Here is a 25,379-nt window from a genome sequence, read left to right on the forward strand (position 1 = left end):
GTTCGCCTGCCGGACCGCGATACTTCCCATACCGCTCACCTCGAGGTCAGGTATAGCCATGGCTGATCAACCGAAGAGCTTGTACGCCAAAGCAGATGGCGTCACATTCCATTACTACGACCTCGGCGAGGGCGACCCCACGATTTTCCTGCACGGAGGCGGCCCCGGCTGCACTGCGTGGTCCGACTTCGGGCCAGTGGCACCGCTCTTCGCCTCGGATCGACGAGCGATTCTCGTTGATCTGCTGCAATACGGTCGGTCCGACAAGTGCACCATCGCCGGCCCAATGTGGGACTTCCACGCCGCCAAGGTGGTTGCCCTGCTCGACGAACTCGGAATCGAACGCGCAGACTTCGTCTGCAACTCGTGGGGCGGCACCATAGCGCTCAATCTTGCGGCAAAGTACCCGGAACGCGTTCGCTCCCTGGTGATCACGGGCAGCATGCCCGTCTTCTACGGTCCACTCGCGCCGCTCCCCGAGGATGGCCGTCGTGGCCGCAACGCCCGCGACGTCTACTACGGCGGCACCGGCCCCACCCTCGAAAAACTCCGCACCTTGATCACCAGTCTCGAATGGTTCGACGGATCGAAGTTGCCCGCCGAAACCCTCCAGATGCGATACGAGCAAAGTCTCGACCCCGAAGAAATGGCCCTGGCTGCCTCGGCGGACTCACCTCGTGGCGATTGGCAGGATCTCACAGCTGAACTCGGCCAGATCCAGGCGCCGACGCTCTTCGCCTGGGGCATGCACGACGCATTCCTCACCCCGGACTACCCGCTCATGCTTGCGCGGATGATTCCCCATGGCCATCTCTACATCATGGACAAGGCGTCGCATCATCTTCAGGAAGAACGACCATACGACTACTACAGTGTAGTTTCGGGTTTCCTTGACCAACAGCACAACTGAACGAACGGTGATCGCCCCGACGGGCGGTGCACGGATCCGATTGGTACTGCTTCTCGGAATTCTCACCGCCCTCGGGCCGTTCACCGTCGACATGTATCTTCCTGCGCTGCCACAGATCACGCAGGAATTCGGCACGTCGGACACGATGGTTCAGCTGACCCTGACGGGCACACTGCTGGGTCTGGCTTTCGGCCAGTTGCTCATCGGCCCACTGTCCGACATCTACGGACGTCGACGTCCCCTGCTCGTGGGCACAGTAATTCACGTCGGCGCGTCGTTGGCCTGCTTCTTTGCTCCGTCCATCGAAGTCCTCACTGCGCTGCGAACCCTTCAAGGTTTCGGCGCCGCCGCGACAGGCGTGATCGCGATGGCAATCGTTCGTGATCTATTCACCGGACACGATGCGGCAGTTGTACTTTCGCGGCTGATGTTGGTCATGGGCGTAGCGCCCATCCTGGCCCCCTCCATCGGCGGGGCACTGATGTCCGTAACACAGTGGCGCGGAGTCTTTCTCGCTCTCTTCATCCTGGGCATCGCGATGATCGCACTCGCGGCAGTATCGCTGCCGGAAACACTTCCACCCGAGAATCGGTCGGGCAAGGGCATCGGCGCCATCGCGCGAAACTACATTGCGCTCGGCAAGGATGCCCACTTCATGGTGTTGGTGCTCGTGTGCGGTCTCGGCCGCGGCGTTTTGTGGTCGTACATCGCCGCGTCGTCCTACGTGATGCAGGAACAGTTCGGACTGAGCCCCACCGCATACGGATTTGCCTTTGCCGGCGGCGCCGTCGTTCTGATCGGTTCGTCCCAGCTCAACGTCGTGCTTCTCGGCCGGTGGTCGCCGAATTCCATCACGATCTGGGCAATGTGGGGCAGTAGTGCCGTCGGCGCTGCATTTGTTGTTGTTGCCGCCACCAACTCGTGGGGATTCGTCGGGTTTGCCGTCCCCATCCTGCTGATGCTCTGCGCAACGGGTTTTGTCATGCCCAACGCACCGGCGGTTGCACTGTCCCGTCACGGAGAAGCCGCAGGCTCAGCAGCCGCGCTGATCGGATTTGCGCAGTTCGGCGCTGCCGCTGTGGTTGCGCCCATCGTCGGCCTTCTCGGCAACACCAGTCTTGCCGTGGCCATCTCCATGACCGGGGCTTCGGTTCTCGGCGTGATCGCGCTGCTCTGCGTGCGTCGATAAAACGGTTATGCCGAGCGTTCGAGAACCGATACCTTCCGGCTGATCCCTTCGGCCGCCGCGCGCAACGGTTCGGCAAAACGCTCGGTGTCCATTCGATACCGCGGACTCGACACACCGATCGCGGCAACTGCTTCACCAAGTCCACCGAAGATCGGGGCAGCGATACTCGATGTTCCCAGGCGAACCTCCTCGGTCTCGACCGCCAACTGCTGCGAACGAACAGCGTCGAGTTGCCTACGTAACCCGTCTTCCGAGTTCACCGTCCGATCGGTGAACTCGACAAATCCGTTGCCTGTTACCGCTCGAAAAACGGAATCCGGTGAGTACGCGAGTATCGCTTTGCCGGTTGCCGTGGCATACATCGGCAGCCGGCCAGCCACCCGCGACGGCAGGTCCACCCCGTGATGACCGGAGATCTTGTCGATGTACAGAACATCGAGGCCGTCGCGAATCGCGAGGTGAACCGTCTCCCGGGTCGCCGCGTGAAGATCCTGCACATACGTCAAGGACACCTCGCGCAGAATACGTTGACGAGGAACCAACTGCCCCAGTTCGAAGAGCCGTAACCCCAACCTGTACTTGGTTCCGACCCGTTCCAGTAGACCAAGAGACACCAGTTCACCGGCTATTCGATGCACCGTCGCCTTCGCAACACCACTCCGATTCGCAAGTTCGGTCAGCGACAGCGCACCCGAATCCGCATCGAAGGAATCGAGTATCAGGCGCGCTTTCCCCAGCAACGAATGCATCGCCGAGCGCCTCCAGTACACAGAATGTGGTCCACCCAGCGGACCAAGTCTGCTCCAGTCTACTGAGGCATCAGATCTCCGCGCCCACGAATTGGCTGTTGTACAGACGGAAGTACGCGCCGCGGGATTCGAGCAGAGCCTCATGGCTCCCCTGCTCCACGATCCGGCCTTCCTCCATCACCACGATCAGGTTCGCATCACGAATTGTCGAAAGACGGTGCGCGATGACAAAGCTGGTTCGGTCGTTGCGCAGAACCGCGGTGGCGCTCTGGACCAGCAGTTCGGTGCGCGTGTCCACCGAACTGGTCGCCTCGTCGAGGATCAGGATGGACGGCTGCGAGATGAAGGCGCGGGCGATAGTGATGAGCTGCTTCTCGCCCGCACTGACGTTGCTGCCTTCCTCGTCGATGACCGTGTCGTAACCCTCAGGCAGAGAGTGCACGAACTTGTCGACGTAGCTCATCTCGGCCGCACGACGAATCTCCTCGTCGGTGGCACCAGGCTTGCCGTAGGCGATGTTCTCGCGGATGGTTCCACCGAACAGCCATGCGTCCTGCAGAACCATGCCGATCCGTGAGCGCAGATCGTCTCGCGTCATGTCGGCGATGTCGATGCCGTCCAAAGTGATTCGGCCCGAATTGAGTTCGTAGAACCGCAGGATGAGGTTGACGAGGGTGGTCTTGCCTGCGCCGGTGGGTCCGACGATCGCAACCATCTGGCCCGGCTCGGCAGTCAGGGACAGGTCCTCGATCAGCGGCTGTTCCGGCTTGTAACTGAAGGTGACGTTCTCGAACTTGACGCGCCCCTTGTCGACCGTGGGCGACTTCGCGCTCTTCGGGTCCTCCGACTGCTCGTCTTGGTCGAGCAGCGCGAAGACCCGCTCGGCCGAAGCGACGCCGGACTGCAGCAGATTGGTCATCGACGCTATCTGCGTGAGCGGCTGGGTGAACTGCCGCGAGTACTGGATGAACGCTTGCACATCGCCGAGCGTCATCGTTCCGGATGCGACGCGCATGCCACCCACCACTGCGATGGCGACGTAGTTGAGGTTGCCCAGGAACATCACGGCCGGCATGACCAGACCGGAAATGAACTGCGCCTTGAAGCTGGACTCGTACAGATCCTCGTTCTGCTTGCGGAAGCGCTCCTCGACCTCCTGCTGGCGACCGAACACCTTGACCAACTCGTGGCCGCTGAATGCTTCCTCGACCTGCGCGTTGATTCCGCCGGTGCTCTTCCACTGCGCCACGAAGTGCTTCTGTGAACGCTTCGCGATAAACGCCGTCACCATGATCGACAGCGGAACAGTTGCCACCGCGATCAAGGCGAGCAGCGGTGAGATCCACAGCATCATCACCAGAATGCCCAGGACGGTCATCACCGACATGACCAACTGGCTGAGCGTCTGCTGCAAGCTCTGCGCGACGTTGTCGATATCATTGGTCACGCGTGAGAGAACATCACCGCGGGCATGGGTATCGAAGTACCGCAAGGGAAGTCGGTGAATCTTCTGCTCGACGTCCTCACGCAGACGACGAACGGTTCGCTGGACCACGATGTTGAGCAGATACGCCTGCAGCCAACTGAACAGCGACGCGCAGACGAACAGCAGCAGCACGATCATCAAGACCTTGCCGACTGCGTCGAAATCGATTCCGGTTCCAGGCACAACTGCCATGCCGGACACCATGTCGGCGAGCTGACCCTGCCCCGAAGCGCGCAATCCTTCGACAGCCTGTTCCTTTGTCGTCCCCGGCTGGAGTTGCTTGCTGACGATGCCGTCGAAGATCAGGTTGGTGGCGTTTCCCAGGATCTTCGGCGCGATCGAGGAAAGTACGACGCTTGCCGTCACCAAAGCGAAGATCAGGACGACGATCGGCTTGTCGGGGCTCAAGCGACCGAGGAGACGTTTGAGCGAAGGGCCGAAGTTCATGGCCTTCTTTGTGGGATCGCCGCCGCCGGGCGGGCCGATGGGAGGCGAGGAAGTCGGTCGATTGCTCATGATGCGTCCTGTACGGCTAGCTGAGAGGCGACGATTTCGCCGTAGGTGGGACAACTGACCACGAGTTCGTCGTGCGTGCCGATCCCCACGATGGCGCCGTCGTCGAGCACGATGATCTGATCGGCTTCCACGATGGTGGAAATACGCTGCGCGACAACGACGATGCAGGCGTCTTGCGTGACCGGCCGGAGCGCCGCACGCAGCCTCGCATCAGTAGTGAGGTCGAGTGCCGAGAAGGAATCGTCGAACAGATAGATCTGTGGCTTACGCACCAACGCTCTGGCGATGGCGAGTCTCTGACGCTGGCCGCCCGATACCGTCGTACCGCCTTGTGCCACCGGTGTGTCCAGGCCTTCGGGCATGGCGCGAACGAAGTCGGCAGCTTGGGCGATCTCGAGGCACTCCCACAGCCATTCGTCGGTAGCTTCGGGGTTTCCGTAGCGGAGATTGGTGGCGACAGTGCCGGAGAACAGATACGGCTTCTGCGGGACCAGACCGATCACCGAACAGAGCAGCTCCGTGTCGATGTCGCGGACGTCGACGCCGCCCACCGATACCGATCCGGAGGTGGAGTCGATCAACCGCGGAATCAGGTTGAGCAGAGTGGTCTTTCCCGATCCGGTGCCGCCGATGATCGCCGTCGTCTTGCCGGGTTCGGCACGGAACGTGATGTCGCGCAATACAGGTTCCTCGGCTCCGGGGAACTGGAACTGAGCGCCACGAAGTTCGACGACTCCCGGGTCCTTCAGTTCTCGGACCGGGTTCTCGGGCGGAATCACCGACGAATCCGTGTCGAGCACCTCGGAGATACGTTCGGCGCACACCGACGCACGCGGCAGCATCACCGCCATGAAGGTGGCCATCATGACGGCCATCAGGATCTGCATGATGTAGCTGAGCATCGCGGTGAGCGAGCCGATCTGCATCGAGCCCTCGTTGATCTGATGGCCACCGAACCAGATGACCGCGACGCTGGTGACATTGCTGATCAGCATCACGAGCGGGAACATCAGTGCCATGAGGCGGCCGACGCCGAGTGCAGTCTCCGTCAGCTCACGGTTGGCATCGCCGAAACGCTCTACCTCGTACGGTTCCCGTACAAACGCTCGGACGACACGGATGCCCGTGATCTGTTCGCGAAGAACACGGTTGACGGCGTCGAGGCGGCCCTGCATGACCCTGAATCCGGGGACCATCCGGGCAATCAGGAAACCCATCGAGACTACGAGCAGCGGGACGCTGATCCCCAGGATCCAGGACAGATTCAGGTCCTGGCGCAGAGCCATGATGATGCCGCCGACGCACATGATCGGCGCCATGACGAGGATGGTGCAACTCATCACGACCATCATCTGCACTTGCTGGACGTCGTTGGTGTTGCGGGTGATCAGCGAAGGCGCACCGAAGTGCCCGACCTCTCGGGCCGAAAACGTCCCGACCTGATGCAGCACCGAAGCCCGGAGATCGCGTCCGACGCCCATGGCGACTCGCGCACCGAAGAAGACGGCCCCCACCGAGCACAGGATCTGCGTGAGCGTGACCATCAGCATCATCCCGCCGGTGGAGAGGATGTAGCCGGTGTCGCCTTTCGTCACGCCGTTGTCGATGATGTCGGCGTTGAGACTCGGAAGGTAAAGGGCCGCCATAGTCGAAATAAACTGCAGGACGACAACGCCCGTGAGTTCACCCCGGTACGGCGTCAGATAAGTGCGCAGCAGCCTGATCAGCATAGTGAGCGAAGGTTACCAATCCTGGCCGACATGTGCCGCTGGATATTTCGATACACAAAAACTGCTGTGCGCCTTTATTAACCGCGGGGGGTTAATAAAGGCGCACAGCAGAGATCAAGCAGATGCGGACTGAAGCTCCGCTTCCTTTTCTTCACGGAGGGCCTTGCTGAGCTTCTCACCCTCGATGTCGACGTTCGGCAGAATCTTGTCCAGCCACTTCGGCAACCACCACGCCTTGTCGCCGAGCAGTGCCATGACGGACGGGATGATCACCATGCGCACAATGAAGGCGTCGAAGAACACCGCCGCGGCAAGCGCGAAGCCGATCGACTTGATGAACGAGTTCGGTTCCGCGATGAAGGCACCGAACACGGAGATCATGATGACCGCGGCCGCACTGACGACCCGGGCGCCATGGTTGAAGCCGATGGTCACGGCCTCCTTCGCGCTCGCGCCGTGGACGTACTCCTCACGCATACGCGTCACGAGGAACACCTGGTAGTCCATCGCGAGTCCGAACACCACACCGATCAGGAAGATCGGCATGAAACTCACGAGTGGTTGCGGGTTCGAGATGATGCCCAACCAACCGTGCTGGAAGATCGCCACCGTCGCACCGAATGTCGCGAGCACGCTGAGCAGGAAGCCGAGCGTCGCCGTCAGCGGAACCAGGATCGAACGGAACACCAAGAGCAACAAGATGAATGCAAGGCCGACGACGACGGCCAGGTAGGGCACCAATGCATCCTTCAGCGTGTCCGAGACGTCGCCTTCGAGTGCGGTCTGACCGGTGATGCCGTAGCTGACGCCGATCGAATCGTTGAGTCCGCCTTCGGCTCCACGAAGGCTGGACACCAGATCCATCGTGGCGGGGTCGGTCGGACCACTCTTCGGAGTGATCAGTACCTGCGCGGTGTCACCGGCCTCGTTGACCCCGACGACCTGTGCGTTCTGGACGTCATCGAAGCCCGAGATGGTCGAGACGACCTCCGCAAAGGCCTCCCCGGCGGGAACGCTGGCATCCTTGGCGTCGACAACGGCGATGAGCGGTCCGTTGCGACCGTCACCGAAGCCCTCGTCGATCAGGTCGTATGCCTGACGCGCACTGGTCGCCGGGTCACCGGTGGCCTCCGACGGCAGTGCCAGGCTCAATCCCGTTGCGGGCAGAGCCAATGCGCCCAGAAGCACTACTCCACCGATCAGCGGCACCAGCGGACGACGGACGACGGCACTGATGAAGCGCAGAGCCAACTTCGGCTTGCCCGAATCTTCGTCTTCGGACTCCTCAGCGCGCTTGCTGAGGAAGGGAATCTTGCCGGCAAAAGCCTTGCGTCCGAACATACCCAGGATCGCAGGCAGCAAGGTCAAGGCGATCAGAACCGCGATCAGCACGGTAAAGGCCGCTGCCGCACCCATATCGGAGAGGAACGGGATGCCGACGACGCGCAATGCAACCAGCGCGATGATGACCGTCAAACCAGCGAATACCACTGCGGAACCGGCGGTTCCGACGGCGCGACCTGCTGCTTCGGCACGGTTGTCGGTAAGGGTGAGCTCATGCCTGAACCTGGACATGATGAACAGCGAGTAGTCGATCGCCACAGCCAGACCGATCATGATCGCCAGCGTCGGAGTCATCGAACTGAGATCCATGAATCCGGTGGCAACCGTGATTCCGAGGCTGCCGATAGCGATACCGATGATCGCGGTGAGGAGCGGAAGCCCCGCGGCCACAAGCGAACCGAACGTGATGGCCAGAACGACTGCGGCAACGGCGATACCGATCAGCTCGGTGACACCACCGGGCATCTCCGCTTCCTGAGCAGCAGAACCACTGACCTGGACGTTGAGTCCCTCGGCCCGACCGACATCGGCTGCGGAGTTGATCGAATCACGCAACGCCTGATCGAGATCGGCGAAGTCACCGCTGAACGGAACCTCGACGTACCCGACTGTGCCGTCGGCACTGAGCGGCGACAACGCACGCGCGTCGTCCACGGCCTGTGTCTCGGAAGTTCCAGCCGCAGCAGCCTTTTCCTTGAACATCGCAACCATGGAGTCGTTGCCGGTAACCGGATTGACCAACGCCTTCGCGGCCTGTTCCGGAGTGGCAGTCGCCGGGTCCACCTTGGCAGAGTCGGCGACCTTGTCGATGCCACGAATACTCGCGAGCATGTCGTCCATGGCCTTGACGTTCGCCGGATCGGCCAGCGTCGTGCCTGCCGGAGCTTGCACTACGTATCGCGCGCTCAACGAATCCATAGGATTGGGCGCGTCGGGAAAACGCTCCGCCATCAGGTCTTGCGCCTGCTGCGCCGGGGTTCCCGGAATGGAGAACGAGTCCTTGGTGGGGCCGGACAGAGTCGCTGCCCCGACGCCCATCAGGACCAGGATTATCAGCCAAACGCTGAGGACCGCGCCTTTTCGCCGGTAGGCGAACTTGCCGATCCGATAAAGATAGGTGGCCACGACGGGCTCCTTGCTGTTTCGGTGCGTGTACGTGGACAGGTATTACGTGTGGGGCTCAGAGACGAGACATCTCAGGGACGCGACATCTCAGGGGCAGGCGGCGGCGCGGGCAACCCGGCACGAATCTGCCGAAAAGCGTCGTGAACCAACTCTTCCGGACTGGAAGCCTCCGACTTTCCGCCAGTCCAGACGTCGATCACCGATTTAGCGGCTCCGCCCACCGCTCCCAGGAGGAGCGTCGGGTACAGGTCCTTCTCGGCGTCGGTACCGGTGCGTTCCGCCAATGCCTGAACGACTGCACGGTTGATCCGCTGATGCATGTCTGCGGCATCCCGGTAGAGCGCGGGACTCGAATCCGACAGCAGCCAGATACTTGCCTTCTCACTCCCACTCGGACCTGAGTCGTTCACGATTTCGACCACAAGTTCTTCGAGGACGTCGAGAATTGGTTCGTCCGCGGGCCGTGACGCAAGCGCCTCGATCCACAGGTTCACCGATTCCTCGAAACTGGCGAGCACTGCCTCCTCCTTGCTGGAGAAGTAGTTGTGGAACGTCCTCGTCGACACTCCGGCCTCGGAGGCGATTGCGTCAGCGGTGACGCATTCGATCCCCAGCGCACGAGCGAGCCGTGCTGCCGCGCCGCTGAGTGCGGCACGGGTTGCTGCCTTCTTGCGGTCACGAAGGCCTTGTTCGATGATCACCCCAACACGGTACCGAACTTGCAGAGCTCTGCAACTTTGCAGAGGTCTGCAATATTGTGCGATCGAACACACGGCACGGAAACTCGAGGCGTACCTCACACTCACGCACGGCAAATGCCTGAACAGCGCGACAGAGAGAGTTGCGAGCAACTCCACCGCCTGACGCCCCCTGCCAAGTTGACGCGTGAATCAACATGGCCTGACATACTTTGCGGTGAATTAACCGTAATTTGCTCGGCGAAGGAATCTGATGGACCCGCTCCTGCACACCTGGCCGGTTTCGTCCACGGTGATGCTGTGGGGATCGAAGTCCGGACGAGGCTCCGTACTACGTCTCGTCCGTCTCACCATCGGGTTCTGCTCACTCAATTTCTCGATCGTGGCGTTCCTGTTTCTCCTCAGCGGAGAGGGCCCGGACGGACCGTTTGCGCGCAGTTGGCTCGTCGGCATTGCGACCGTCAACCTGATCCCTACGATTCTCTGGTTTGTCGGCCGAATCAGAGGTTCACGCATGCTCAAGCTCTACGGACTGTGGGCAGATCTCGGAACTGCCTCGATTCTCATCACCTTCACCAGCCATAACGCCGCCCTCTTCGGCGCGGCACTCTTTGTCGCCACCGGCGCCTACTTCACCTATTTTCTCGATTACCGCTGGTTGGCCTTCCATCTCGCCTTTGCCACGACATTTGTCATCGCCCTGACGGTGCTCGGCCTGACGAACGGCGACTACTCGACAACCAGCGTGATCGCACGCACGGACGTCGTCCTGTGTGCCGTGATCTTCATTCCGGCCACGATTCAGTTCACCTGGCGGCAATTACTCGCGCGCGCAACGGGATCCAAAGTGGATGCGCTTACCGGCCTGTTGAACCGACGAGGACTGTGGGACATGTCGGAGCGCATCTGGTCGGTCGCGTCGGCAAATCGTGCCGACATTGCTGTTGCCGTCGTCGACATCGACAAGTTCAAGGCGGTGAACGACACGTTCGGCCACGAAGTCGGTGACGCCGTCATCATCCGGACCGGAACGCGCCTGCAGGCGCATGTGAACGGTTTCGGTTACGCCGCGCGCACCGGCGGCGAGGAGTTCACCGTTGTGATGATCGGTACTCCGTACGGACTTCGCAAACGAATCGCGACGCTCCCCAAAGCCGTGGTGAACGCCTCCGACGACCCCCTGGCCACGGTCAGCGTCGGCGCAGCGACGCTACCTTTCATCCCACATCAGGAAGAGTTCGACTACAACGAGTTCTCCCGAGCAATCGTTGCGGCCGATCATCTGATGTACGACGCAAAATCCGCGGGAGGCAACACCGCGAACACTGCTCCTATGGCAGTTCCGCGTCGACGGGCACACTGAAACCGGGCTGTATCAGCGCCGATTCCACGCCTCGGGATCTGCCGTCAGTTCGTGGATGAACTCGGGCAACTCTCCACCTGCAACATCGGTGAGTGTGACATTTTCGAGCACAGCACGGAGGTTGACTCGCACTGCAATCCACACCTCCTTGAGGGGCGTTGCCGGTCCCCCGTAGTCGACGTCTTCCGGTCGCTGACCCCGAATCGAAGCCAGTGGTCCCTCGACAGCTCGTATGACGTCGGCAATCGTGATCTCGTCCGCGGACCGAGCGAGCCAGTATCCCCCGTCCGGGCCTCGACGGCTGTTGACCAAGCCGCCGCGCCGCAGGTCCGAGAGCACCGCTTCCAGGAACTTGTGGGGTATTACCTGGGATTTGGCGAGAAACTCGGCCTTGGCCGGGTCAGGACCAACTGCCGCGAGCTCGACCAGAGTCCGCACGGCGTAGTCCACCTTCGCGGTGATATGCACCGGCAATTCCTACCATCGTTCTATGAATAGTCGCAACAAACCTGCGAGTTCTTCGCCGCAAAGGGTTCCCTGACGTTACATTTTAATGCATGATGTAACGATCAGAGCTAGAGAACAGGACAAATCGCGTGTGGGAAACCCTTCTCGAATCATGGAAGTCACTGCTCGAACCGCTCCATGATCCCGTTACGCTCGCAATCCCCGCGTTTGTCATCTTCCTCGCAATCGAATGGTTCGCGGCCCGTGCGCTCGAAGATCATCCCGACGACGCCGACGGACGCGCACGGCCGGCACAGGGCGGCTACCGAAGCGTCGACGCCAGAACCAGCGTTCTACTCGGACTCGTGTCGATCGCAACGAGCACCTTCTGGAAAGTGCTGGCGCTGATCGGCTATTCCGCAATCTGGGTGTATCTCGCTCCGTGGCACCTCTCGCCGACTGCCTGGTACACCTGGGTGATCCTGCTGCTCGGAATCGACGTCCTCTATTACGCGTATCACCGCATCGCACACCGAGTTCGAGTCATCTGGGCCACACACCAGGCTCACCATTCGAGCGAGTACTTCAATTTCAGCACCGCACTGCGGCAGAAGTGGAACAACAGCGGTGAGATCATCATGTGGTTGCCGTTGCCGTTCCTCGGGATCCCGCCGTGGATGGTGTTCGTCGGCTTCTCCGTCAGCCTCGTCTACCAGTTCTTCGTCCACACCGAACGTGTCGGAAAACTCTGGCGGCCCATCGAATTCATCTTCAACACGCCGTCACACCATCGCGTCCACCACGGCTCCGACGCCGAGTACCTCGACCGCAACTACGCCGGAATCCTCATCATCTGGGACCGGATGTTCGGAACCTTCGCAGCCGAAACCCACCGGCCCACCTACGGACTCACGACGCTGGTCGGAACGTACAACATCTGGAAGCTCCAAACGCGCGAATATGCTGCCATTGCTCGTGATTGGAAGGCGTCGACATCGTGGCGGCAGCGAGCCGGCTACGTGTTCGGCCCGCCCGGCTGGGCGCCGAAAGCCGAGGTCACTTCAGCAGAATCCACAGCCCCGTCGCACTGAGCAGGAGCAGAGCGACCGCGAGAGTTGCTCCCATACCCAAAGCGGGCGTTGCCTTTTCGGCCGAAAACTGGGCCAACCGCCTGGGCCGCGACCGACGTTCGTAGACCGTCACCGCGACGACGAGCACGGCAGCGACGGACGGGCCGATCAGGGCCACCGACCCGAACGGCGGCAACCATCTCAGACAGGCGGCAGACAAGCCGAGGATCGACAGACTCGTACGCACGAACGAGAGCGATGTGCGCTCGGACTGCAAGCCCTTGTCCGGAGGCTTGACACCTTCCGACGGTTCCAGCGCGGTCAATCAGTTCACGACCTCGACCACCAGGACGGTTGCGCAGATCACCAGCACGATGCCGACGACCGGCGCCATGAGCGGCACCGGCAACGAGCGCTCAGTTCGCAGTGCACGCTCGGCGCTGATCCAGTGGACAAAGGAAGTGATGGCGATCAGAGCACCGCCGACGAGCAACAACGCGGCCAAGCCGGATCGAACCGTCGGATTGAGAATGTCGCCGCCGAACGCTTCGAGTCCGACGCCCGACGCGACGAAGGCCGTTGCAGTGCGGATCCAAGCCAGATATGTCCGCTCATTGGCGAGCGTGAACCGTGGATCGGGGTCTTCGCCCGTTCGGAACGGTCTCCACCGGGGCATCACCTGTTCATTCCGTCCGGGCAGAGATCGCACACTGCCTTCGGAGCGGACAAGAAGAAAGGAAGGTCATGTCCTTAATCTTCCCTACCCGCCCCGAAGCAGCGCGAATCGGGTGGACGTAATTCAGCTCGCGGCGAGTGAGACCAGGAAGTCCACCGAGCCGCTGCCGTCGACGGTGACGAAACCGAGGGACGGAGGCTCGACTCCGAAATCGGTCCAGGTGACCGGAATCGAGCCCGATGCGATCAGCGAATCACCCGAATGCAGCACGGTCATGTCGACCGACACCGGCTTGGACTGACCCTTGAGCGTCAGCGTTCCTGACACCGTGACCGTCGCCGTTGTTCCGTCCGTCGGTACAGCAGACAAGTCCACCGGCGAGTCGATCGTGAACGTCGCCGTCGGATACGTGCTGGTATCCATCACATTGCCCGTGAACTGGCCGTCCCGCCGATCCGAGTCGGTCTTGATGCTTGCCACCTGCACCGTTACTTCGCCGGAAGTGAGCTTTTCACCCTCGACAACCGCGTTTCCGCTCACCTCGCCGGTGGTTCCGACGACGGTCACACTCGATCCGTTCAGAATCTCGTGCACGGTGTATCCCGCTGCCGTCTGGTTGTCCCCCTGCCCGGCGACGACGGTCCACTGCCCGTCGATCGATCCGGACGCCGCTTCTGCGCCCTGAGTGGATACCACGGCCGCCGGCGCATCGTCTTCAGCGATGAATTTCCCGTACGCCCACGGCCCCACAAGCAGGGCGAGTACGACCACAACTACTGCTCCGCCGATCCACCAGATCTTTTTCATGGGCTCGACGATAGTTGCAGCTTCAACAGTTGTCAGGACTTACGACCTGGGAGAACCCTGTGAAAGTGCTCCACGACCACCGAAGGCGAGCCACATCTACAGCCATTAGTAATCATTTGGTAAAGTCGACTGTGCATTCCGGCCCCCAGCCTGGAATGCCTGGGCCGTGCGCATCGAATCATGCATCGATCCCGATGCGCACGGTCTGCCCGAAACACGAATCACACCGATCGAGGGAGCTCGCGATGGCGGACCTGACGCTCCTGACCGACGACGAGTTACGCGAGCGTCGGATCGCCCTCAGTCGATCCCTCACTACCGCAGCAGATTTGATCCCCACCCCGCCACCTTCGTTCTTCGAGAAGCTGAAGCAGGACATCGATGCCGCCGCTGCAGAGTGGATCGCCCGCCGCTCCTGAACGTTCGAATTGCGCACACAGAACCGGTTTTCGATTTCCTCACCGGTTCACCCCGCAAGGGTGATGATGCAGCGGACGGTCACCGGCACCATGACTTCATGGACTCCCCGACCGACTCAATCGCACAAGGTTTCACGCCGGCACACGCTCAACTGGCGAGATCGGCCGGAGTTCCAGCAACGCTCGCCGCTGAGAGTTACGTGGAAGCCCTCGCCCGGATCGTCTATTACTGGGGCTATCCAGCTGTGGACACCTTCGGCCGTACAAACATGTGGGAGATCATGGATGGCAAGACCGGACTCCAACTCGGCCTTCTGCCAGGCGCCGCCAAAAATTACACAGGTGCCCTCACCGACTACATGAGCCCGGCGCAGCGGTGGGTCGTCTCACCCAACAACGACACGATCTACGGCGCAGGATTCGCCGATCTCACCGACGAAACCGCAGTGATACAGACCCCGACCGAGGTACCCGACGGCCATTACTGGACTATCCAGATCGTCGACGTGCTGACAAATGTGACTCACCAACTTGGTTCGGCGACAGGCACTCCCGGCGGAAAGTTCCTTCTGGTCGGACCTGATTGGGATGGCGAGTTGCCGGAAGACTTCCTCGATGTGCTTCGATCACCGACGAACGTGGCTGGTGTCTTCCCTCGCAGTTTCGCAGCACGTTCCGAGGCGTCCAAGCAGCAGGCGCGGTCGGTGCTCGACCAGATCGGCATGTACCCGTTCAGCGAGGATCGACCCGGCCCGCGGTCCTTCGGCTACGAGGCCCACGCCGCGAACTCGATCTACCCTCAGGGCGTCACCGCCGAAATGTTGGCGGCCGATCCCGACGCCAGTCGACCTCAATGGGTGAAGCCGGAATCTTTCTGGACCGATCTTGCAGCAATGCTCGATTTCAACCCGACCATGGGCGCAGCAGACACCCCGATGGCTGATCAAGCCAAGACGCTTGTCGCACTGCATCGTTCGGACAAGTCGTACCGAGCGCTGCTCGACCGCGCCGCGCTCCGCGCCGACGTCGCCCTCCATCAATCGGCGAGCTACGTCCAAACCGGGGTCGACGCAGGCAACGGATGGCAACGGCAACGCAACAGTGGCCTGTGGGGCACCGACTGGTTCGGACGGGCGCTCGCGGCCGTCATCTACATTTACGTCAACGACTTTCACGAGGCTGTCTACCTCATCCGGGGTACCGACCACGACGGAGCGTTACTCCACGGCCGCGAGCGGTACACCATGACCTTCACAGAAGACGCACTCCCACCCGTCGACCGCAGTCGCGGCGGCTTCTGGTCTCTGACCATGTACGACAAGGACGCATTTATGCTCGCCGACGCACCCGGTAACCGCGTCAACCTCGGCACCGTCAATCTCGACGCGGGCGATCTCGTCTTTCGTGACGGGAAGCTCACCTTGCACCTGTCTCACGACGAGCCGACCGATCCGGATGCTCGTGCCAACTGGCTACCCGCTCCGCACGACGAATTTCGACTGATCATTCGCAGCTATGTCCCCGACAAATCAGTCCTCGATGAAACCTACCGATTCCCCGACGTCGTCCGAGCAACGGGACTATAGGCGCCACCAAGCACAAAAAAGCTCCCCACCTGCGTGAACAGGTGGGGAGCTTTGGCGGTGGCGGAGGGATTTGAACCCTCGGACGGGGGTTACCCGTCACACGCTTTCGAGGCGTGCTCCTTAGGCCGCTCGGACACGCCACCGTTGGTGACTTTACCGGATGGAGTGCCCGTGGCTGAAATCGCCAGGTGGAGCGGTATTACGTGAGCTTGTCCTTGATGCTGGACGCGGCGTCCTTGACCTTCTCGCCTGCATCCTTGACGGCCGATTTCACCTGGTCGCCCTTGCCTTCGTTTTCGAGGTCCCGGTCACCGGTAGCGCTGCCAGCAGCTTCCTTGGCCTTGCCCCCGAGGTCTTCGGCCTTGTTCTGAGCCTTGTCTGCGATTCCCATGAGTACTCCTCTGTGAACGCGAACGAATCGCCTTCCGACGATCCGCCGATGCCCTGACGGCATCTGCCTCCACCATGCCCTCGATTGATGGATCCGGCTACCCGAGTGTGCGACCACTCTCGATGGGGAATACCGAATTCAGGCCCGCTGCTCGCGGAAGAAATCTTCCAAAAGCCCAGCGCATTCGTCCTCGAGGACCCCGCCGCGCACCTGCGGCCGATAGGTCAATCTTTTATCTCGAACTACGTCCCATAATGATCCGACGGCTCCGGTTTTCGGCTCCCACGCCCCGAAAACGACCCGAGAAACCCGGGCGAGGACCAGAGCGCCCGCACACATCGTGCATGGCTCGAGGGTCACGGCAAGCGTCGCACCTTCCAGGCGCCAGCCGTCACCGTAGGTTTTTGCGGCAGCACGCAACGCGAGGATTTCGGCGTGCGCGGTCGGATCGGACGACGCTTCCCTGGCATTGGAGGCCCGAGCAACTTCGACGCCGTCTGCGTCGAACACCACTGCCCCGACCGGGACGTCTGCGTCGGAGGCGGAACGTGCGGCCACGATGGCCGCACGGATCATGCGCTGGTCGTCAGCGAGAGTCATCTAGCGCGGGAGCTTGTCGAGCGCTGCGCCGAACTCGGATGCGAACCCGAGTCGCTGCGCGATCATCCCCAACTGCTCGTCCGGATAGAGATCGGTCTCGGCCGCGATGACGGCGAGCACGGGTTCCGGCAGGCCCAGATCGGCCAGCACGGACAGATCGCCCTCTTCCCAGGGTTCGACATCGTCGAGGTCGTCCGGGTCGATGTCGGGGATCTCGATGTGCAAGGCGTCGAGGACGTCGGCTGCGATGTCGTAGTCGATGGCGGCGGTCGCGTCGGAAATCAGCAACTGCGTGCCCGACGGCGCCGGACGCAACACGATGAAGAACTCGTCGTCGACGTCGAGAAGACCGAAGACGGCACCCGAACTTCGCAGCTCACGCAGCTGCGTTTCGGCGGCCGAGAGCGAGGTCAACGCGTCGGGCGTCAGTGCCTTGACCGTCCAACGCCCCTCTTCACGGACCACCGCGACACCGAAGCCTTCAAGCTCCTCCGACTGGTTCGAAGAGGCGCTCTTGTTACCCGCGCGCTGTGCACCCATGGCGCAACGGTAGCCCGCCTGGTGCCAGTGAGTGAAGTCCGAGCATCGATGTGCCAACCTGAACTCGTGTCTGCGATCGATTCCGCCCCACCAGTCTGCGTTCTCGGCCTCGGATTGATCGGCGGTTCGCTACTTCGCGCCGCCGTCCGATCCGGCCGCCGGGCGTGGGGTTACAACCGTTCCAGCGAGTCCGCCGACGCGGCCCGAGCCGACGGTTTCGACGCCGACACCGATCTGGTTTCAGTGCTGCAGAGAGCGAAAGAAAGCGGCGCGATCATCGTGGTCGCCGTGCCGATGCCTGCCGTCGACGCCACCTTGGAGGCCATCGCCGCGCATGCGCCCGACAATCCGATCACGGACGTCGTCAGCGTCAAGGGTGAAGTGAAGGCCGCGGTCGAACGAGCGGGCTTGAGCGCCAAGTTCGTGGGCGGTCATCCGATGGCGGGGACGTCAGCTTCGGGTTGGGCGGTCGGGGATGCCGATCTGTTCGTCGACGCGGTGTGGGTCGTTGCCACCGACGAGGGCGTCGACGCAGACGTGTGGTCGCAGGTCGCCGACCTTGCACTCGACTGCGGCTCGGTCGTCGTGCCGGCCCAATCTCTGGAACACGATCGAGCAGTCGCGCGAATCTCGCATCTGCCTCACCTGCTCGCGGAAACGCTTGCGATCACCGGAGCTGCCGGAGGCGAACTGGCTCTCGGGCTGGCTGCCGGATCATTTCGCGACGGCACTCGCGTGGCCGGGAGCGCTCCTGGCCTGGTGCGGGCGATGTGCGAGGGCAACCGCGACGCCCTGCTGGTCGCGCTGGACGAGGCGCTCGACCTTTTGCAGGGCGCACGTACCGATCTGCTCGACAACGGCTCGACGGCACGATTGGTGGACGCAGGGTTCGCGGCGCGCGGCGCCTACGAGTCGCACGAGCGGTGGGACATCGAAGACGTTCAGGCCGGAGAACCCGACTGGATCAACCGGATGCGAGACGCCGGTCGACGCGGCGGCGTCATCCGGCGATCCGGAACCTAGAACTACGCAACCTAGAGATACGAAACCTAGATACGAGTTGCCAGACCCGGGTAGTCGAGGACAAAACCTTCGGTGTCGACGGACAGCGTCGAGCTGGACACCGGGGACAACACACTGATTCCGTCGGCGCCGGAGCTGTAGGTGATGGTCGCACCCTCGACGCGCAGGTCGAGGAGATTGACGTAGACGACCGGGACCTCGGCGTCCTCGATGTCGTTCTGCAAGCCGACGCGGCGGATGGGCAGCGTGTTGAAGAACGGGCTGAGGATCACGTCGACATCGAGTGCGCCATCGAACGCAGAGCGCTGGTGACTGGCGCCGTTCTCGACCATCCAGGTGCCTTCTTCGTCCCGGCTGATCGACATCTGACGCTCACCGGCGGCCAGGGCGGTCCGCACGGACAACCGGCGGGTGATGCCGGCCTCGTCGGTGACCAGGTCGTACGACGCGCTGAATGCCGGGTGCTCACTGCAGGCTCCACCGATGATCCGGCCGGAAGCCTTGATGCGATTTCCGTTCAGCTGCACACGAACAGACTCCATACGAGGAGCGTTGTGGGCCTGCCAGGTCAATACCGCGGGCCAGGACGCGTCACCGGAAGGTTGGATGCTCACCCGACCACGGTAATGGACGAACGGGCACGGAGCACCGCTGGTTCGGGTTATTGCTTCGATCAGGGACCTTTTAGGGACTTCGATCGGCCCCGAAGATCTCGATGTAAGGCGTTTCACAACGGTTCTTCCATAAGGAGCACGCCGCGGACCGAATAGTTGGCAAACGGTGTCGGAGTTCTCGAGTACCGTGCTTCTAGGTCGGTTCGTGAGGAAGGGTGCTGTGACGTCGTCGCGGAGCATGGTGGGTTTGTTTGCCGGTATCGGTGGTCTCGAGTTGGGGCTCTCGGAACATGGGTGGAACACCGAACTGCTGTGTGAAATCGATCCGGGCGCGCAGGCAGTTCTCCGTTCGCGTTTCGCCGACGTGCCGTTGCACGGTGACGTCACCAAACTTCGCGCGCTGCCCAGTGACATCGAATTGGTGGCCGCCGGTTTCCCCTGCCAGGACCTCTCTCAGGCCGGCAAAACGGCAGGCATCACCGGCGCACGCTCAGGCCTGGTGGACGAGGTGTTCCGTCTGGTCAAGCGTAAGAAGGGCCCGCGCTGGCTGTTGATCGAGAACGTTCCGTTCATGCTCCAGCTCGGCAAGGGCGCCGCCATGCGGCACATCACCGACGCCCTCGAAGACCTCGGATACACCTGGGCGTACCGGGTGGTCGACGCCCGCGCCTTCGGACTCCCCCAGCGTCGCCAGCGGGTCATCATGCTCGCCTCGCGCACAGACGATCCTCGCGAAATCCTGTTCGGCCAGGACGCCGGCGAGCGCCTGGGCGGCGATCCTGCGGACTACCCGTGCGGCTTCTACTGGACCGAAGGCACCCGCGGACTCGGATGGGCCGTCAACGCCGTGCCGACGCTCAAGGGCGGCTCGTCCGTCGGCATCCCCAGCCAACCGGCAGTCCGGTTGCCGTCCGGTGAGATCGTCACCCCCGGCCTCGTCGACGCCGAACGCTTACAGGGTTTCGATCCCGACTGGACGCTGCCGTCCGTCGAGGTCCCCGGCCTTCGCCACAGCCATCGCTGGAAGCTCGTCGGGAATGCCGTGAGCGTGCGGATGGCGTCGTGGGTCGGTGGCCGGTTGAGCGATCCCATCGAATACGACGCGGCCGGCGAGACGCCGCTCGAGCCCGGCGACGCGTGGCCGAGCGCGGCCTGGGGCCGTAACCGCCAGGCCTTCCGCGTCCATACCTCGACCTGGCCGGTCCAGTACGACTACGAGGATCTGAGCGGCTTCCTCGAAGACACGCGGTTGCTGTCGGCTCGGGCCACCGCCGGCTTCCTCAAGCGCGCACGCATGGGTAATCTTCGGTTCATCCCCGGTTTCATCGAGGACGTCGAAAGCCATCTCGAGCGGATGGGCGGATACCCCGAGGCCGCAGCATGACGGACTCGCTGTTCCCCGAACCTGAAACGCTGTTTTCCGAGCCGGAACACGAACCACTGTGGAGTGCACTGCAACTCGCGGGCGACAAGCCCCCGGCCGACGCCGATCGCGGCGAGAAGAAGAACTACGCCCAGCGACTGTCCAATCAACTGGCACAGACGGTGGCCGACGCTCTGCGTCCGCTGTATCCCAACATCACCCCGACGGCGTCCGGTGAAGGCCAGGAGGCAACAGTCGATGTCGCCAAGGGCCGAAAGCGCTTGGACGTCAAGGCACTCGACCCCACTCTCGGCCTGATCCTCTGCGTCTCCATCAAGACGTACAACTTCCAGGACTACAGTCCCCGCAGCGGCAAGCTGGGACGGTGGACCAAGAACATCGTCCGCAACGACCACGAATTGCGTGGCGAGGCAATGGTTCTGCATCAGCGTCAGCCGTACAGCGTGTTGGTCGCCGTCATGTTCGAGCCGTACGCCACGTGCGACGACGGCGACCCGACCAAGACCAGCGACACCGGCAAATCCTCTTTTGCACACCACGTCACGACGCTCTCGAAGCGCTCGGGTCGGGGCAAGCGCGCGGTGGTCGGCGTTCCGGGAAAGGCCTGGGTGGATCTCGGCGCCGAAGACACGCGCTACGACCTCTTCGAGAAGGTCTACATCGGACTCTACGAACCCGATGGTGCAGTCCGGTTCTTCGACGTCGACGAACCACCGCCGCGCAACGGCCGCCCCACCGAGAGCCAGACTCTCTCGTTCACCGACTTCGTGACCGTCGTGCACGGTGAAGTGGAGCGTCGCAACAGGTTTGCGCCTACCTGGTCCGATCCCGAAGACAGCGACGATTCCGACGGCTGAGAGAACCACGGTGCCTGCGACGGATCCTGCCACCAGCGCTCGGATGAGCGCTCAGCGTCGGCGCGACACCAAACCCGAAATCGCACTTCGACGCGAGCTTCATCGGCGCGGACTCCGGTACTTCGTGGATCGGGCGCCGATCAAAGGTGTTCGCCGACGGGCCGATCTGGTATTTCCACGCCGCAAAGTCGCGGTGTTCGTGGACGGATGCTTCTGGCACAGCTGCCCGCAGCATGCGACGTTTCCCAAGAACAACGCGCAGTGGTGGACGGACAAGTTGGCCGCCAACGTGGTTCGAGACCGCGACACCGATGCACGTCTGGCAGAGCAGGGTTGGACCGTCATCCGCATCTGGGAGCACGAAGATCCGCTGGTAGCGGCCGAACGCGTCCAGAAAGCCCTGCTCGGTCCGTAAGCTCGATTCCGTGAAGGAACGCAACGTTGCGCGGTGGGGTTTGGTGGCTGCGCTGGCTCTGGGCGGAATCGTCTACTCGTCGTGGATTCTCGAATTCTTCCTGGACACCGGCCTCGACCCGGTGACATCGTTCCTCAGCGAACTCGATGCCGAGAACCAGAAATACCGCGATGTCTTCGGTAACGCCGATGTCCTGTCCGCAATCTTGATGTTGATCTCCGGAGCGCTGGGTCTGCTGATCACGCCCCGGCGAAGGCTCTACGTCACGGGCTGGATTGCGCTGGCGGTGTTCGGCATCGCGACCATCGCCGACGCGTCGTTCCCCCTCGAATGCTCGGGCGAGGGTTGCCCGTCGAGCGCACCCGACGGTCTACTTCCGCAGCTCCACCATGTTCACGCGTTGACGAGCAGCGTGGCGGTCTTCGCGATCTTCACCGCGATGATCGCATTCACCGTGGGAGCGTTCAGGTATCGCGAGCACCATTCTTTGCGGACGACGGGTCTGACCATTCTGATCCTGACTTCCCTTGCGACGGTGTGGATGTTGACGACCAACAGCATCGAAGTCTCCGGCGGCGGTAATCTCGGACTGGGTATCGCTCAACGTGCGCAGGTGCTGGGAATGTCGTTGTGGTTGTGCACCCTGGCATTTGCGATGTCGAGGCCGCCATCCACCGGGCTCCCGGCGTCGCCGCGCTGACAGGTTTTCCGGCAAGCGATTCGGGCGATCCTGGAACTACAACTGAAAATGGCTGCCCCGAACTAGCGAAGGTGTGCCCATGTCTCTCGCGTCGTCGTTCTTCGCCCATCCGCACCAGGCGTTCACTGCTGGTTTCTATCGCAACGAATCCTTCGACTTCGAGCTACGAGTCGTTCTCGGGCAAGCCACCTTCGGCGCGGCAGACACCGGCGAAGTGCTCTCGGCCATCGCTCACGTCGGCGAGAAGGACCTCGAAGGCTGGTACGAGGCCTGGTTCGACCTCGGCACACGGGTATTCGGGCAGGCCGATGAGGCAGCCGAGGCCGGGCATTCGCGAAGCGCGTCCAACGCGTACCTGCGGGCGGCGTCGTACTTCGGTGTGGCGATCAACGCAGTCGACGGTCTCAGCGACGATTCGGTTCTGGTCCCAACTTTCAAACGTCACCGACAGGCGTGGGACCGCTTCGTCGACACCACCGCCCAGCCCGTCGAACGCGTCCGGATCCCTTACGAGGACACCTACCTTCCCGGGTACTTCTTCCGGCCGCCCGGCGACGTGCGACGGCCGACTTTGATCATGGTGAACGGTAGCGACGGCCCGATCAGCGGGCTGTGGGGCAGCGGCGGTGCCGGGGCGCTCGAGCGGGGCTACAACGTGTTGATGTTCGACGGTCCCGGTCAGCAGTCGATGCTCTTCGAGCGCAACATCCCGTTCCGTCACGACTGGGAAGCCGTCATCACGCCCGTCGTCGACTATCTCGTGGACCGGCCGGACGTCGATGCGTCGAAGCTGGCGATGTACGGGATCAGTCAGGGCGGGTACTGGGTGCCGCAGTCGTTGGCGTTCGAGCATCGGATCGCGGCAGCGATCGCCGATCCGGGGGTCGTGGACGTGGCCGCGTCGTGGCTCGCCCACATCCCCAAGAACATGCAGAAGCTACTCGACGAGGGGAAGTCGGAGGCCTTCGACCGCGACATGGCGATGGGGATGAAATTCTCGAAGGACAGCGCCCGAATCTGGCGTTTCCGAGCGCGTCCGTATCTCGCCGACGGCTACTACAACACTCTCGCCGAGGTTCGGAAGTACCACCTCGAACACGTCGCCGGCTCGATCTCCACTCCTCTGCTCATCACCGATCCGGAAGACGAGCAATTCTGGCCCGGTCAATCCAAGCGCCTTGCCGCCCTCGCCGGCGGACCGACGACGGTGGTTCCCTTCACCGCTGCCGAGGGCGCGAACTTCCACTGCCAGCCCATGGCGAGGCGTCTGACTGATCAGCGGATGTTCGACTGGCTCGACGAGCAGTTGGATCTCTGAATCAGGACACTTTCTCTTTCTTCGTCAACAGAGTGGCAATCATCGGCAACAGCAGAACCGTGATCGCCCCGGCCGCGACAAGAATCGACGCGTTGTCCGAGGACATCTGATGCGCGTCGACGGCCGCGCCCGTGACCGCCACGATCATGGGCAGGCCGGTAGCCCCGTACAACGCGACTTGCGCACTTTCGCGCGTGGTGAAGGGTGGTTCGACCTTCTCGAACTTGGTCACGAAGAACACCGGCACGCCGCGGACTACAACGATCAGGATCAAAAACGCAATCAGTATGCCGGGACTGGCGGCGACCGCCGAGACGTCGATCGCCATGCCTGAAGTGATGAAGAAAATCGGGATGAGGAACCCGAAGGCGATCCCGTCGAGCTTGATCTCGAGGCGCTCGTCGCCCTCTGGCATCAATCGCCGCAGGATGAAGCCGGCGGCAAATGCACCGAGAATGACGTCGAGTGAGAACACAGCCGACAGCACTCCGAGGCTGACCAACAACAGAACGGTGAGGCGGACCGTCGTCTGCGCCGTCGTGTCCGCCCCTGCCCGCACCAGGCGATGTGTCCACGAGCCTTCGTGAATCAGCTTGCCGGGCAGCACCGCAACGATGACAGCGATCAAGGCGAAGACGGCAAGAACGATCAGCGACAGCACGGCACCACGGGCACTCAGCAGCACCGCCATCGCGACGACCGGCCCGAGCTCGCCGACGGCCCCGTGGTTGAGGACGGTCTTACCCAAGCGTGTGTCGAGGAGTTTGTTGTCCTTGAGGATCGGCAGCAGCGTGCCCAGAGCGGTCGACGTCATCGCGATGGCAACAGCGGCTTCGGCGGAGATCACGTTCCTCATGCCAAGCAGCGCGACCACCGTGAACGCCAGCGCGAGGCAGAACAGCCACGTGTAGAGCGCTCGACGTCCGCCGCGCCCACTGAGTTCCTGTCGGTCGATCTCGTAGCCGGCGAGCAGGAACAGCATGCCGAGGCCGAGTTCGCGCAGGATGCCGACCGCTTCGCTGTCAGCTGCGATGTTGAGGGCGAACGGCCCGACCACTGCGCCCGCGACCAGTAGCAACACCACTTCGGGAACCAGTCGACGCGGGATCAGGCCCGCGACTATCGGCGCAATGGCCGCGATCAGCGCAATCCAGAACAGCGAGGAGGCAATTGAAGGCACGGATCATTGTCGGACAAAACCGACCACTCTGCACACATTGCGACCGGTCAGTCTGGTAGAAGTATCGAATGCTCACCTAGTAATGCGTGAGCAATCCCACGTGAAGGAACGGCCATGACACAACCCCCGCAGGACCCTAACCAGCCATATGGCCAGCCGCCTCAGCAGCCGTACGGGCAGCAACCCCAGCAGCCCTACGGACAGCAACCACCGGCTCAGCAACCTTATGGACAGCCTTATCC

The 25,379-nt window shown here is 62.3% G+C and carries 26 protein-coding genes and 1 tRNA gene; 12 read left to right on the forward strand and 15 right to left on the reverse strand.

Features of this window, described 5'->3' with window-relative positions; genetic code table 11:
- The first annotated feature begins 58 nt into the window (after positions 1–58).
- Both P3G66_RS19515 and P3G66_RS19520 read left to right on the forward strand, forming a co-directional pair.
- A complete protein-coding gene (locus P3G66_RS19515; protein ID WP_007731641.1) occupies positions 59–910 on the forward strand; it encodes an alpha/beta hydrolase in 852 nt (283 codons plus the stop codon).
- Positions 911–917: 7 nt separating this feature from the next.
- On the forward strand, positions 918–2,099 hold the full coding sequence (locus P3G66_RS19520; RefSeq protein WP_054780783.1) for a multidrug effflux MFS transporter: 1,182 nt from the start codon (positions 918–920) through the stop codon (positions 2,097–2,099).
- Between the two features lie 5 nt (positions 2,100–2,104).
- Here the strand turns inward: P3G66_RS19520 and P3G66_RS19525 are convergent, their stop codons facing one another.
- The 5 genes from P3G66_RS19525 to P3G66_RS19545 form a co-directional block, all read right to left on the reverse strand.
- A complete protein-coding gene (locus P3G66_RS19525; RefSeq protein WP_007731643.1) occupies positions 2,105–2,848 on the reverse strand; it encodes an IclR family transcriptional regulator in 744 nt (247 codons plus the stop codon).
- Between the two features lie 70 nt (positions 2,849–2,918).
- Entirely contained in the window at positions 2,919–4,850 is a 1,932-nt protein-coding gene (locus tag P3G66_RS19530) for an ABC transporter ATP-binding protein (RefSeq protein ID WP_007731644.1), read from the reverse strand.
- Entirely contained in the window at positions 4,847–6,580 is a 1,734-nt protein-coding gene (locus P3G66_RS19535) for an ABC transporter ATP-binding protein (RefSeq protein WP_003943950.1), read from the reverse strand. The genes P3G66_RS19530 and P3G66_RS19535 overlap by 4 nt, the downstream gene beginning before the upstream one ends.
- Before the next feature lie 114 nt (positions 6,581–6,694).
- On the reverse strand, positions 6,695–9,049 hold the full coding sequence (locus tag P3G66_RS19540) for an MMPL family transporter (protein ID WP_042447716.1): 2,355 nt from the start codon (positions 9,047–9,049) through the stop codon (positions 6,695–6,697).
- Between the two features lie 71 nt (positions 9,050–9,120).
- Positions 9,121–9,750, reverse strand: coding sequence for a TetR/AcrR family transcriptional regulator (locus tag P3G66_RS19545; protein WP_007731646.1), 630 nt, complete (start codon positions 9,748–9,750; stop codon positions 9,121–9,123).
- Between the two features lie 250 nt (positions 9,751–10,000).
- Between P3G66_RS19545 and P3G66_RS19550 the strand changes: the two genes are divergently transcribed.
- On the forward strand, positions 10,001–11,110 hold the full coding sequence (locus tag P3G66_RS19550; protein ID WP_003943790.1) for a GGDEF domain-containing protein: 1,110 nt from the start codon (positions 10,001–10,003) through the stop codon (positions 11,108–11,110).
- 12 nt (positions 11,111–11,122) lie between these two features.
- Here the strand turns inward: P3G66_RS19550 and P3G66_RS19555 are convergent, their stop codons facing one another.
- Complete coding sequence (locus P3G66_RS19555) at positions 11,123–11,578, reverse strand: Rrf2 family transcriptional regulator (RefSeq protein ID WP_003943908.1); 456 nt, start codon at positions 11,576–11,578, stop codon at positions 11,123–11,125.
- A 128-nt stretch (positions 11,579–11,706) separates the two neighbouring features.
- Here P3G66_RS19555 and P3G66_RS19560 point away from each other — a divergent pair, with 128 nt between their 5' ends.
- Positions 11,707–12,648 (forward strand): sterol desaturase family protein, encoded by a 942-nt coding sequence (locus tag P3G66_RS19560; protein WP_276117015.1) that lies wholly within the window; start codon positions 11,707–11,709, stop codon positions 12,646–12,648.
- Here P3G66_RS19560 and P3G66_RS19565 read toward each other — a convergent pair.
- The 3 genes from P3G66_RS19565 to P3G66_RS19575 all read right to left on the reverse strand — a co-directional run bounded on the left by P3G66_RS19565 (position 12,614) and on the right by P3G66_RS19575 (position 14,110).
- A complete protein-coding gene (locus P3G66_RS19565; protein WP_003943794.1) occupies positions 12,614–12,952 on the reverse strand; it encodes a DUF202 domain-containing protein in 339 nt (112 codons plus the stop codon). The genes P3G66_RS19560 and P3G66_RS19565 overlap by 35 nt on opposite strands.
- Positions 12,953–13,303, reverse strand: a complete 351-nt coding sequence (locus P3G66_RS19570) for a DUF202 domain-containing protein (RefSeq protein ID WP_003943804.1) — start codon at positions 13,301–13,303, stop codon at positions 12,953–12,955.
- A 123-nt stretch (positions 13,304–13,426) separates the two neighbouring features.
- Positions 13,427–14,110, reverse strand: a complete 684-nt coding sequence (locus tag P3G66_RS19575) for a YceI family protein (protein WP_020968178.1) — start codon at positions 14,108–14,110, stop codon at positions 13,427–13,429.
- Between the two features lie 245 nt (positions 14,111–14,355).
- Between P3G66_RS19575 and P3G66_RS19580 the strand changes: the two genes are divergently transcribed.
- Positions 14,356–14,529: a hypothetical protein gene (locus tag P3G66_RS19580; protein ID WP_003943953.1), complete on the forward strand. Its 174-nt coding sequence runs from the start codon at positions 14,356–14,358 to the stop codon at positions 14,527–14,529.
- Between the two features lie 98 nt (positions 14,530–14,627).
- Positions 14,628–16,115: a DUF1254 domain-containing protein gene (locus P3G66_RS19585; protein WP_242430844.1), complete on the forward strand. Its 1,488-nt coding sequence runs from the start codon at positions 14,628–14,630 to the stop codon at positions 16,113–16,115.
- 52 nt (positions 16,116–16,167) lie between these two features.
- Here the strand turns inward: P3G66_RS19585 and P3G66_RS19590 are convergent.
- The 4 genes from P3G66_RS19590 to P3G66_RS19605 all read right to left on the reverse strand — a co-directional run bounded on the left by P3G66_RS19590 (position 16,168) and on the right by P3G66_RS19605 (position 17,646).
- Positions 16,168–16,258 (reverse strand) — tRNA-Ser (locus P3G66_RS19590).
- Positions 16,259–16,314: 56 nt separating this feature from the next.
- Positions 16,315–16,506 (reverse strand): CsbD family protein, encoded by a 192-nt coding sequence (locus tag P3G66_RS19595; RefSeq protein ID WP_003943869.1) that lies wholly within the window; start codon positions 16,504–16,506, stop codon positions 16,315–16,317.
- Positions 16,507–16,644: 138 nt separating this feature from the next.
- Positions 16,645–17,106: a nucleoside deaminase gene (locus P3G66_RS19600; protein ID WP_003943976.1), complete on the reverse strand. Its 462-nt coding sequence runs from the start codon at positions 17,104–17,106 to the stop codon at positions 16,645–16,647.
- Positions 17,107–17,646 carry a tRNA adenosine deaminase-associated protein gene (locus tag P3G66_RS19605; RefSeq protein ID WP_003943823.1) on the reverse strand — a complete coding sequence of 180 codons (540 nt, stop codon included), beginning with the start codon at positions 17,644–17,646 and terminating at the stop codon, positions 17,107–17,109. It lies immediately after the preceding gene.
- A gap of 48 nt (positions 17,647–17,694) precedes the next feature.
- On the opposite strand from P3G66_RS19605, the gene P3G66_RS19610 reads away from it, so the two are divergent.
- Positions 17,695–18,669 (forward strand): prephenate dehydrogenase, encoded by a 975-nt coding sequence (locus tag P3G66_RS19610; protein ID WP_276117033.1) that lies wholly within the window; start codon positions 17,695–17,697, stop codon positions 18,667–18,669.
- 26 nt (positions 18,670–18,695) lie between these two features.
- On the opposite strand, the gene P3G66_RS19615 is transcribed toward P3G66_RS19610, so the two are convergent.
- Positions 18,696–19,283 (reverse strand): putative glycolipid-binding domain-containing protein, encoded by a 588-nt coding sequence (locus tag P3G66_RS19615; RefSeq protein WP_073512852.1) that lies wholly within the window; start codon positions 19,281–19,283, stop codon positions 18,696–18,698.
- A 238-nt stretch (positions 19,284–19,521) separates the two neighbouring features.
- On the opposite strand from P3G66_RS19615, the gene dcm reads away from it, so the two are divergent.
- The 5 genes from dcm (at position 19,522) to P3G66_RS19640 (ending at position 23,957) form a co-directional block, all read left to right on the forward strand.
- Positions 19,522–20,667, forward strand: coding sequence for a DNA (cytosine-5-)-methyltransferase (dcm, locus tag P3G66_RS19620; RefSeq protein WP_030535749.1), 1,146 nt, complete (start codon positions 19,522–19,524; stop codon positions 20,665–20,667).
- Complete coding sequence (locus tag P3G66_RS19625; RefSeq protein ID WP_116057427.1) at positions 20,664–21,524, forward strand: hypothetical protein; 861 nt, start codon at positions 20,664–20,666, stop codon at positions 21,522–21,524. The genes dcm and P3G66_RS19625 overlap by 4 nt, the downstream gene beginning before the upstream one ends.
- Positions 21,525–21,534: 10 nt before the next feature.
- A complete protein-coding gene (locus P3G66_RS19630; protein WP_030535751.1) occupies positions 21,535–21,939 on the forward strand; it encodes a very short patch repair endonuclease in 405 nt (134 codons plus the stop codon).
- Between the two features lie 10 nt (positions 21,940–21,949).
- Positions 21,950–22,639: a DUF998 domain-containing protein gene (locus tag P3G66_RS19635; protein ID WP_116057428.1), complete on the forward strand. Its 690-nt coding sequence runs from the start codon at positions 21,950–21,952 to the stop codon at positions 22,637–22,639.
- A 79-nt stretch (positions 22,640–22,718) separates the two neighbouring features.
- On the forward strand, positions 22,719–23,957 hold the full coding sequence (locus P3G66_RS19640; RefSeq protein WP_116057429.1) for a prolyl oligopeptidase family serine peptidase: 1,239 nt from the start codon (positions 22,719–22,721) through the stop codon (positions 23,955–23,957).
- Between the two features lies 1 nt (position 23,958).
- On the opposite strand, the gene P3G66_RS19645 is transcribed toward P3G66_RS19640, so the two are convergent.
- Positions 23,959–25,137 (reverse strand): cation:proton antiporter, encoded by a 1,179-nt coding sequence (locus P3G66_RS19645; RefSeq protein WP_058227064.1) that lies wholly within the window; start codon positions 25,135–25,137, stop codon positions 23,959–23,961.
- Positions 25,138–25,379 lie beyond the last annotated feature (242 nt).

The sequence above is a fragment of the Rhodococcus sp. C3V genome (assembly GCF_029269915.1).
GTDB lineage: Bacteria > Actinomycetota > Actinomycetes > Mycobacteriales > Mycobacteriaceae > Rhodococcus_F > Rhodococcus_F qingshengii.

Coding starts and splice junctions, on each gene's coding strand:
- P3G66_RS19580 (WP_003943953.1), top strand. CDS start 14,356: ATGGCGGACCTGACGCTCCTGACCGACGACGAGTTACGCGAGCGTCGG.
- P3G66_RS19525 (WP_007731643.1), bottom strand. CDS start 2,848: ATGCATTCGTTGCTGGGGAAAGCGCGCCTGATACTCGATTCCTTCGAT.
- P3G66_RS19610 (WP_276117033.1), top strand. CDS start 17,695: ATGTGCCAACCTGAACTCGTGTCTGCGATCGATTCCGCCCCACCAGTC.
- P3G66_RS19640 (WP_116057429.1), top strand. CDS start 22,719: ATGTCTCTCGCGTCGTCGTTCTTCGCCCATCCGCACCAGGCGTTCACT.
- P3G66_RS19550 (WP_003943790.1), top strand. CDS start 10,001: ATGGACCCGCTCCTGCACACCTGGCCGGTTTCGTCCACGGTGATGCTG.
- P3G66_RS19575 (WP_020968178.1), bottom strand. CDS start 14,110: ATGAAAAAGATCTGGTGGATCGGCGGAGCAGTAGTTGTGGTCGTACTC.
- P3G66_RS19585 (WP_242430844.1), top strand. CDS start 14,628: ATGGACTCCCCGACCGACTCAATCGCACAAGGTTTCACGCCGGCACAC.
- P3G66_RS19515 (WP_007731641.1), top strand. CDS start 59: ATGGCTGATCAACCGAAGAGCTTGTACGCCAAAGCAGATGGCGTCACA.
- P3G66_RS19570 (WP_003943804.1), bottom strand. CDS start 13,303: ATGCCCCGGTGGAGACCGTTCCGAACGGGCGAAGACCCCGATCCACGG.
- P3G66_RS19625 (WP_116057427.1), top strand. CDS start 20,664: ATGACGGACTCGCTGTTCCCCGAACCTGAAACGCTGTTTTCCGAGCCG.
- P3G66_RS19595 (WP_003943869.1), bottom strand. CDS start 16,506: ATGGGAATCGCAGACAAGGCTCAGAACAAGGCCGAAGACCTCGGGGGC.
- P3G66_RS19605 (WP_003943823.1), bottom strand. CDS start 17,646: ATGGGTGCACAGCGCGCGGGTAACAAGAGCGCCTCTTCGAACCAGTCG.
- P3G66_RS19600 (WP_003943976.1), bottom strand. CDS start 17,106: ATGACTCTCGCTGACGACCAGCGCATGATCCGTGCGGCCATCGTGGCC.
- P3G66_RS19530 (WP_007731644.1), bottom strand. CDS start 4,850: ATGAGCAATCGACCGACTTCCTCGCCTCCCATCGGCCCGCCCGGCGGC.
- P3G66_RS19535 (WP_003943950.1), bottom strand. CDS start 6,580: ATGCTGATCAGGCTGCTGCGCACTTATCTGACGCCGTACCGGGGTGAA.
- dcm (WP_030535749.1), top strand. CDS start 19,522: ATGGTGGGTTTGTTTGCCGGTATCGGTGGTCTCGAGTTGGGGCTCTCG.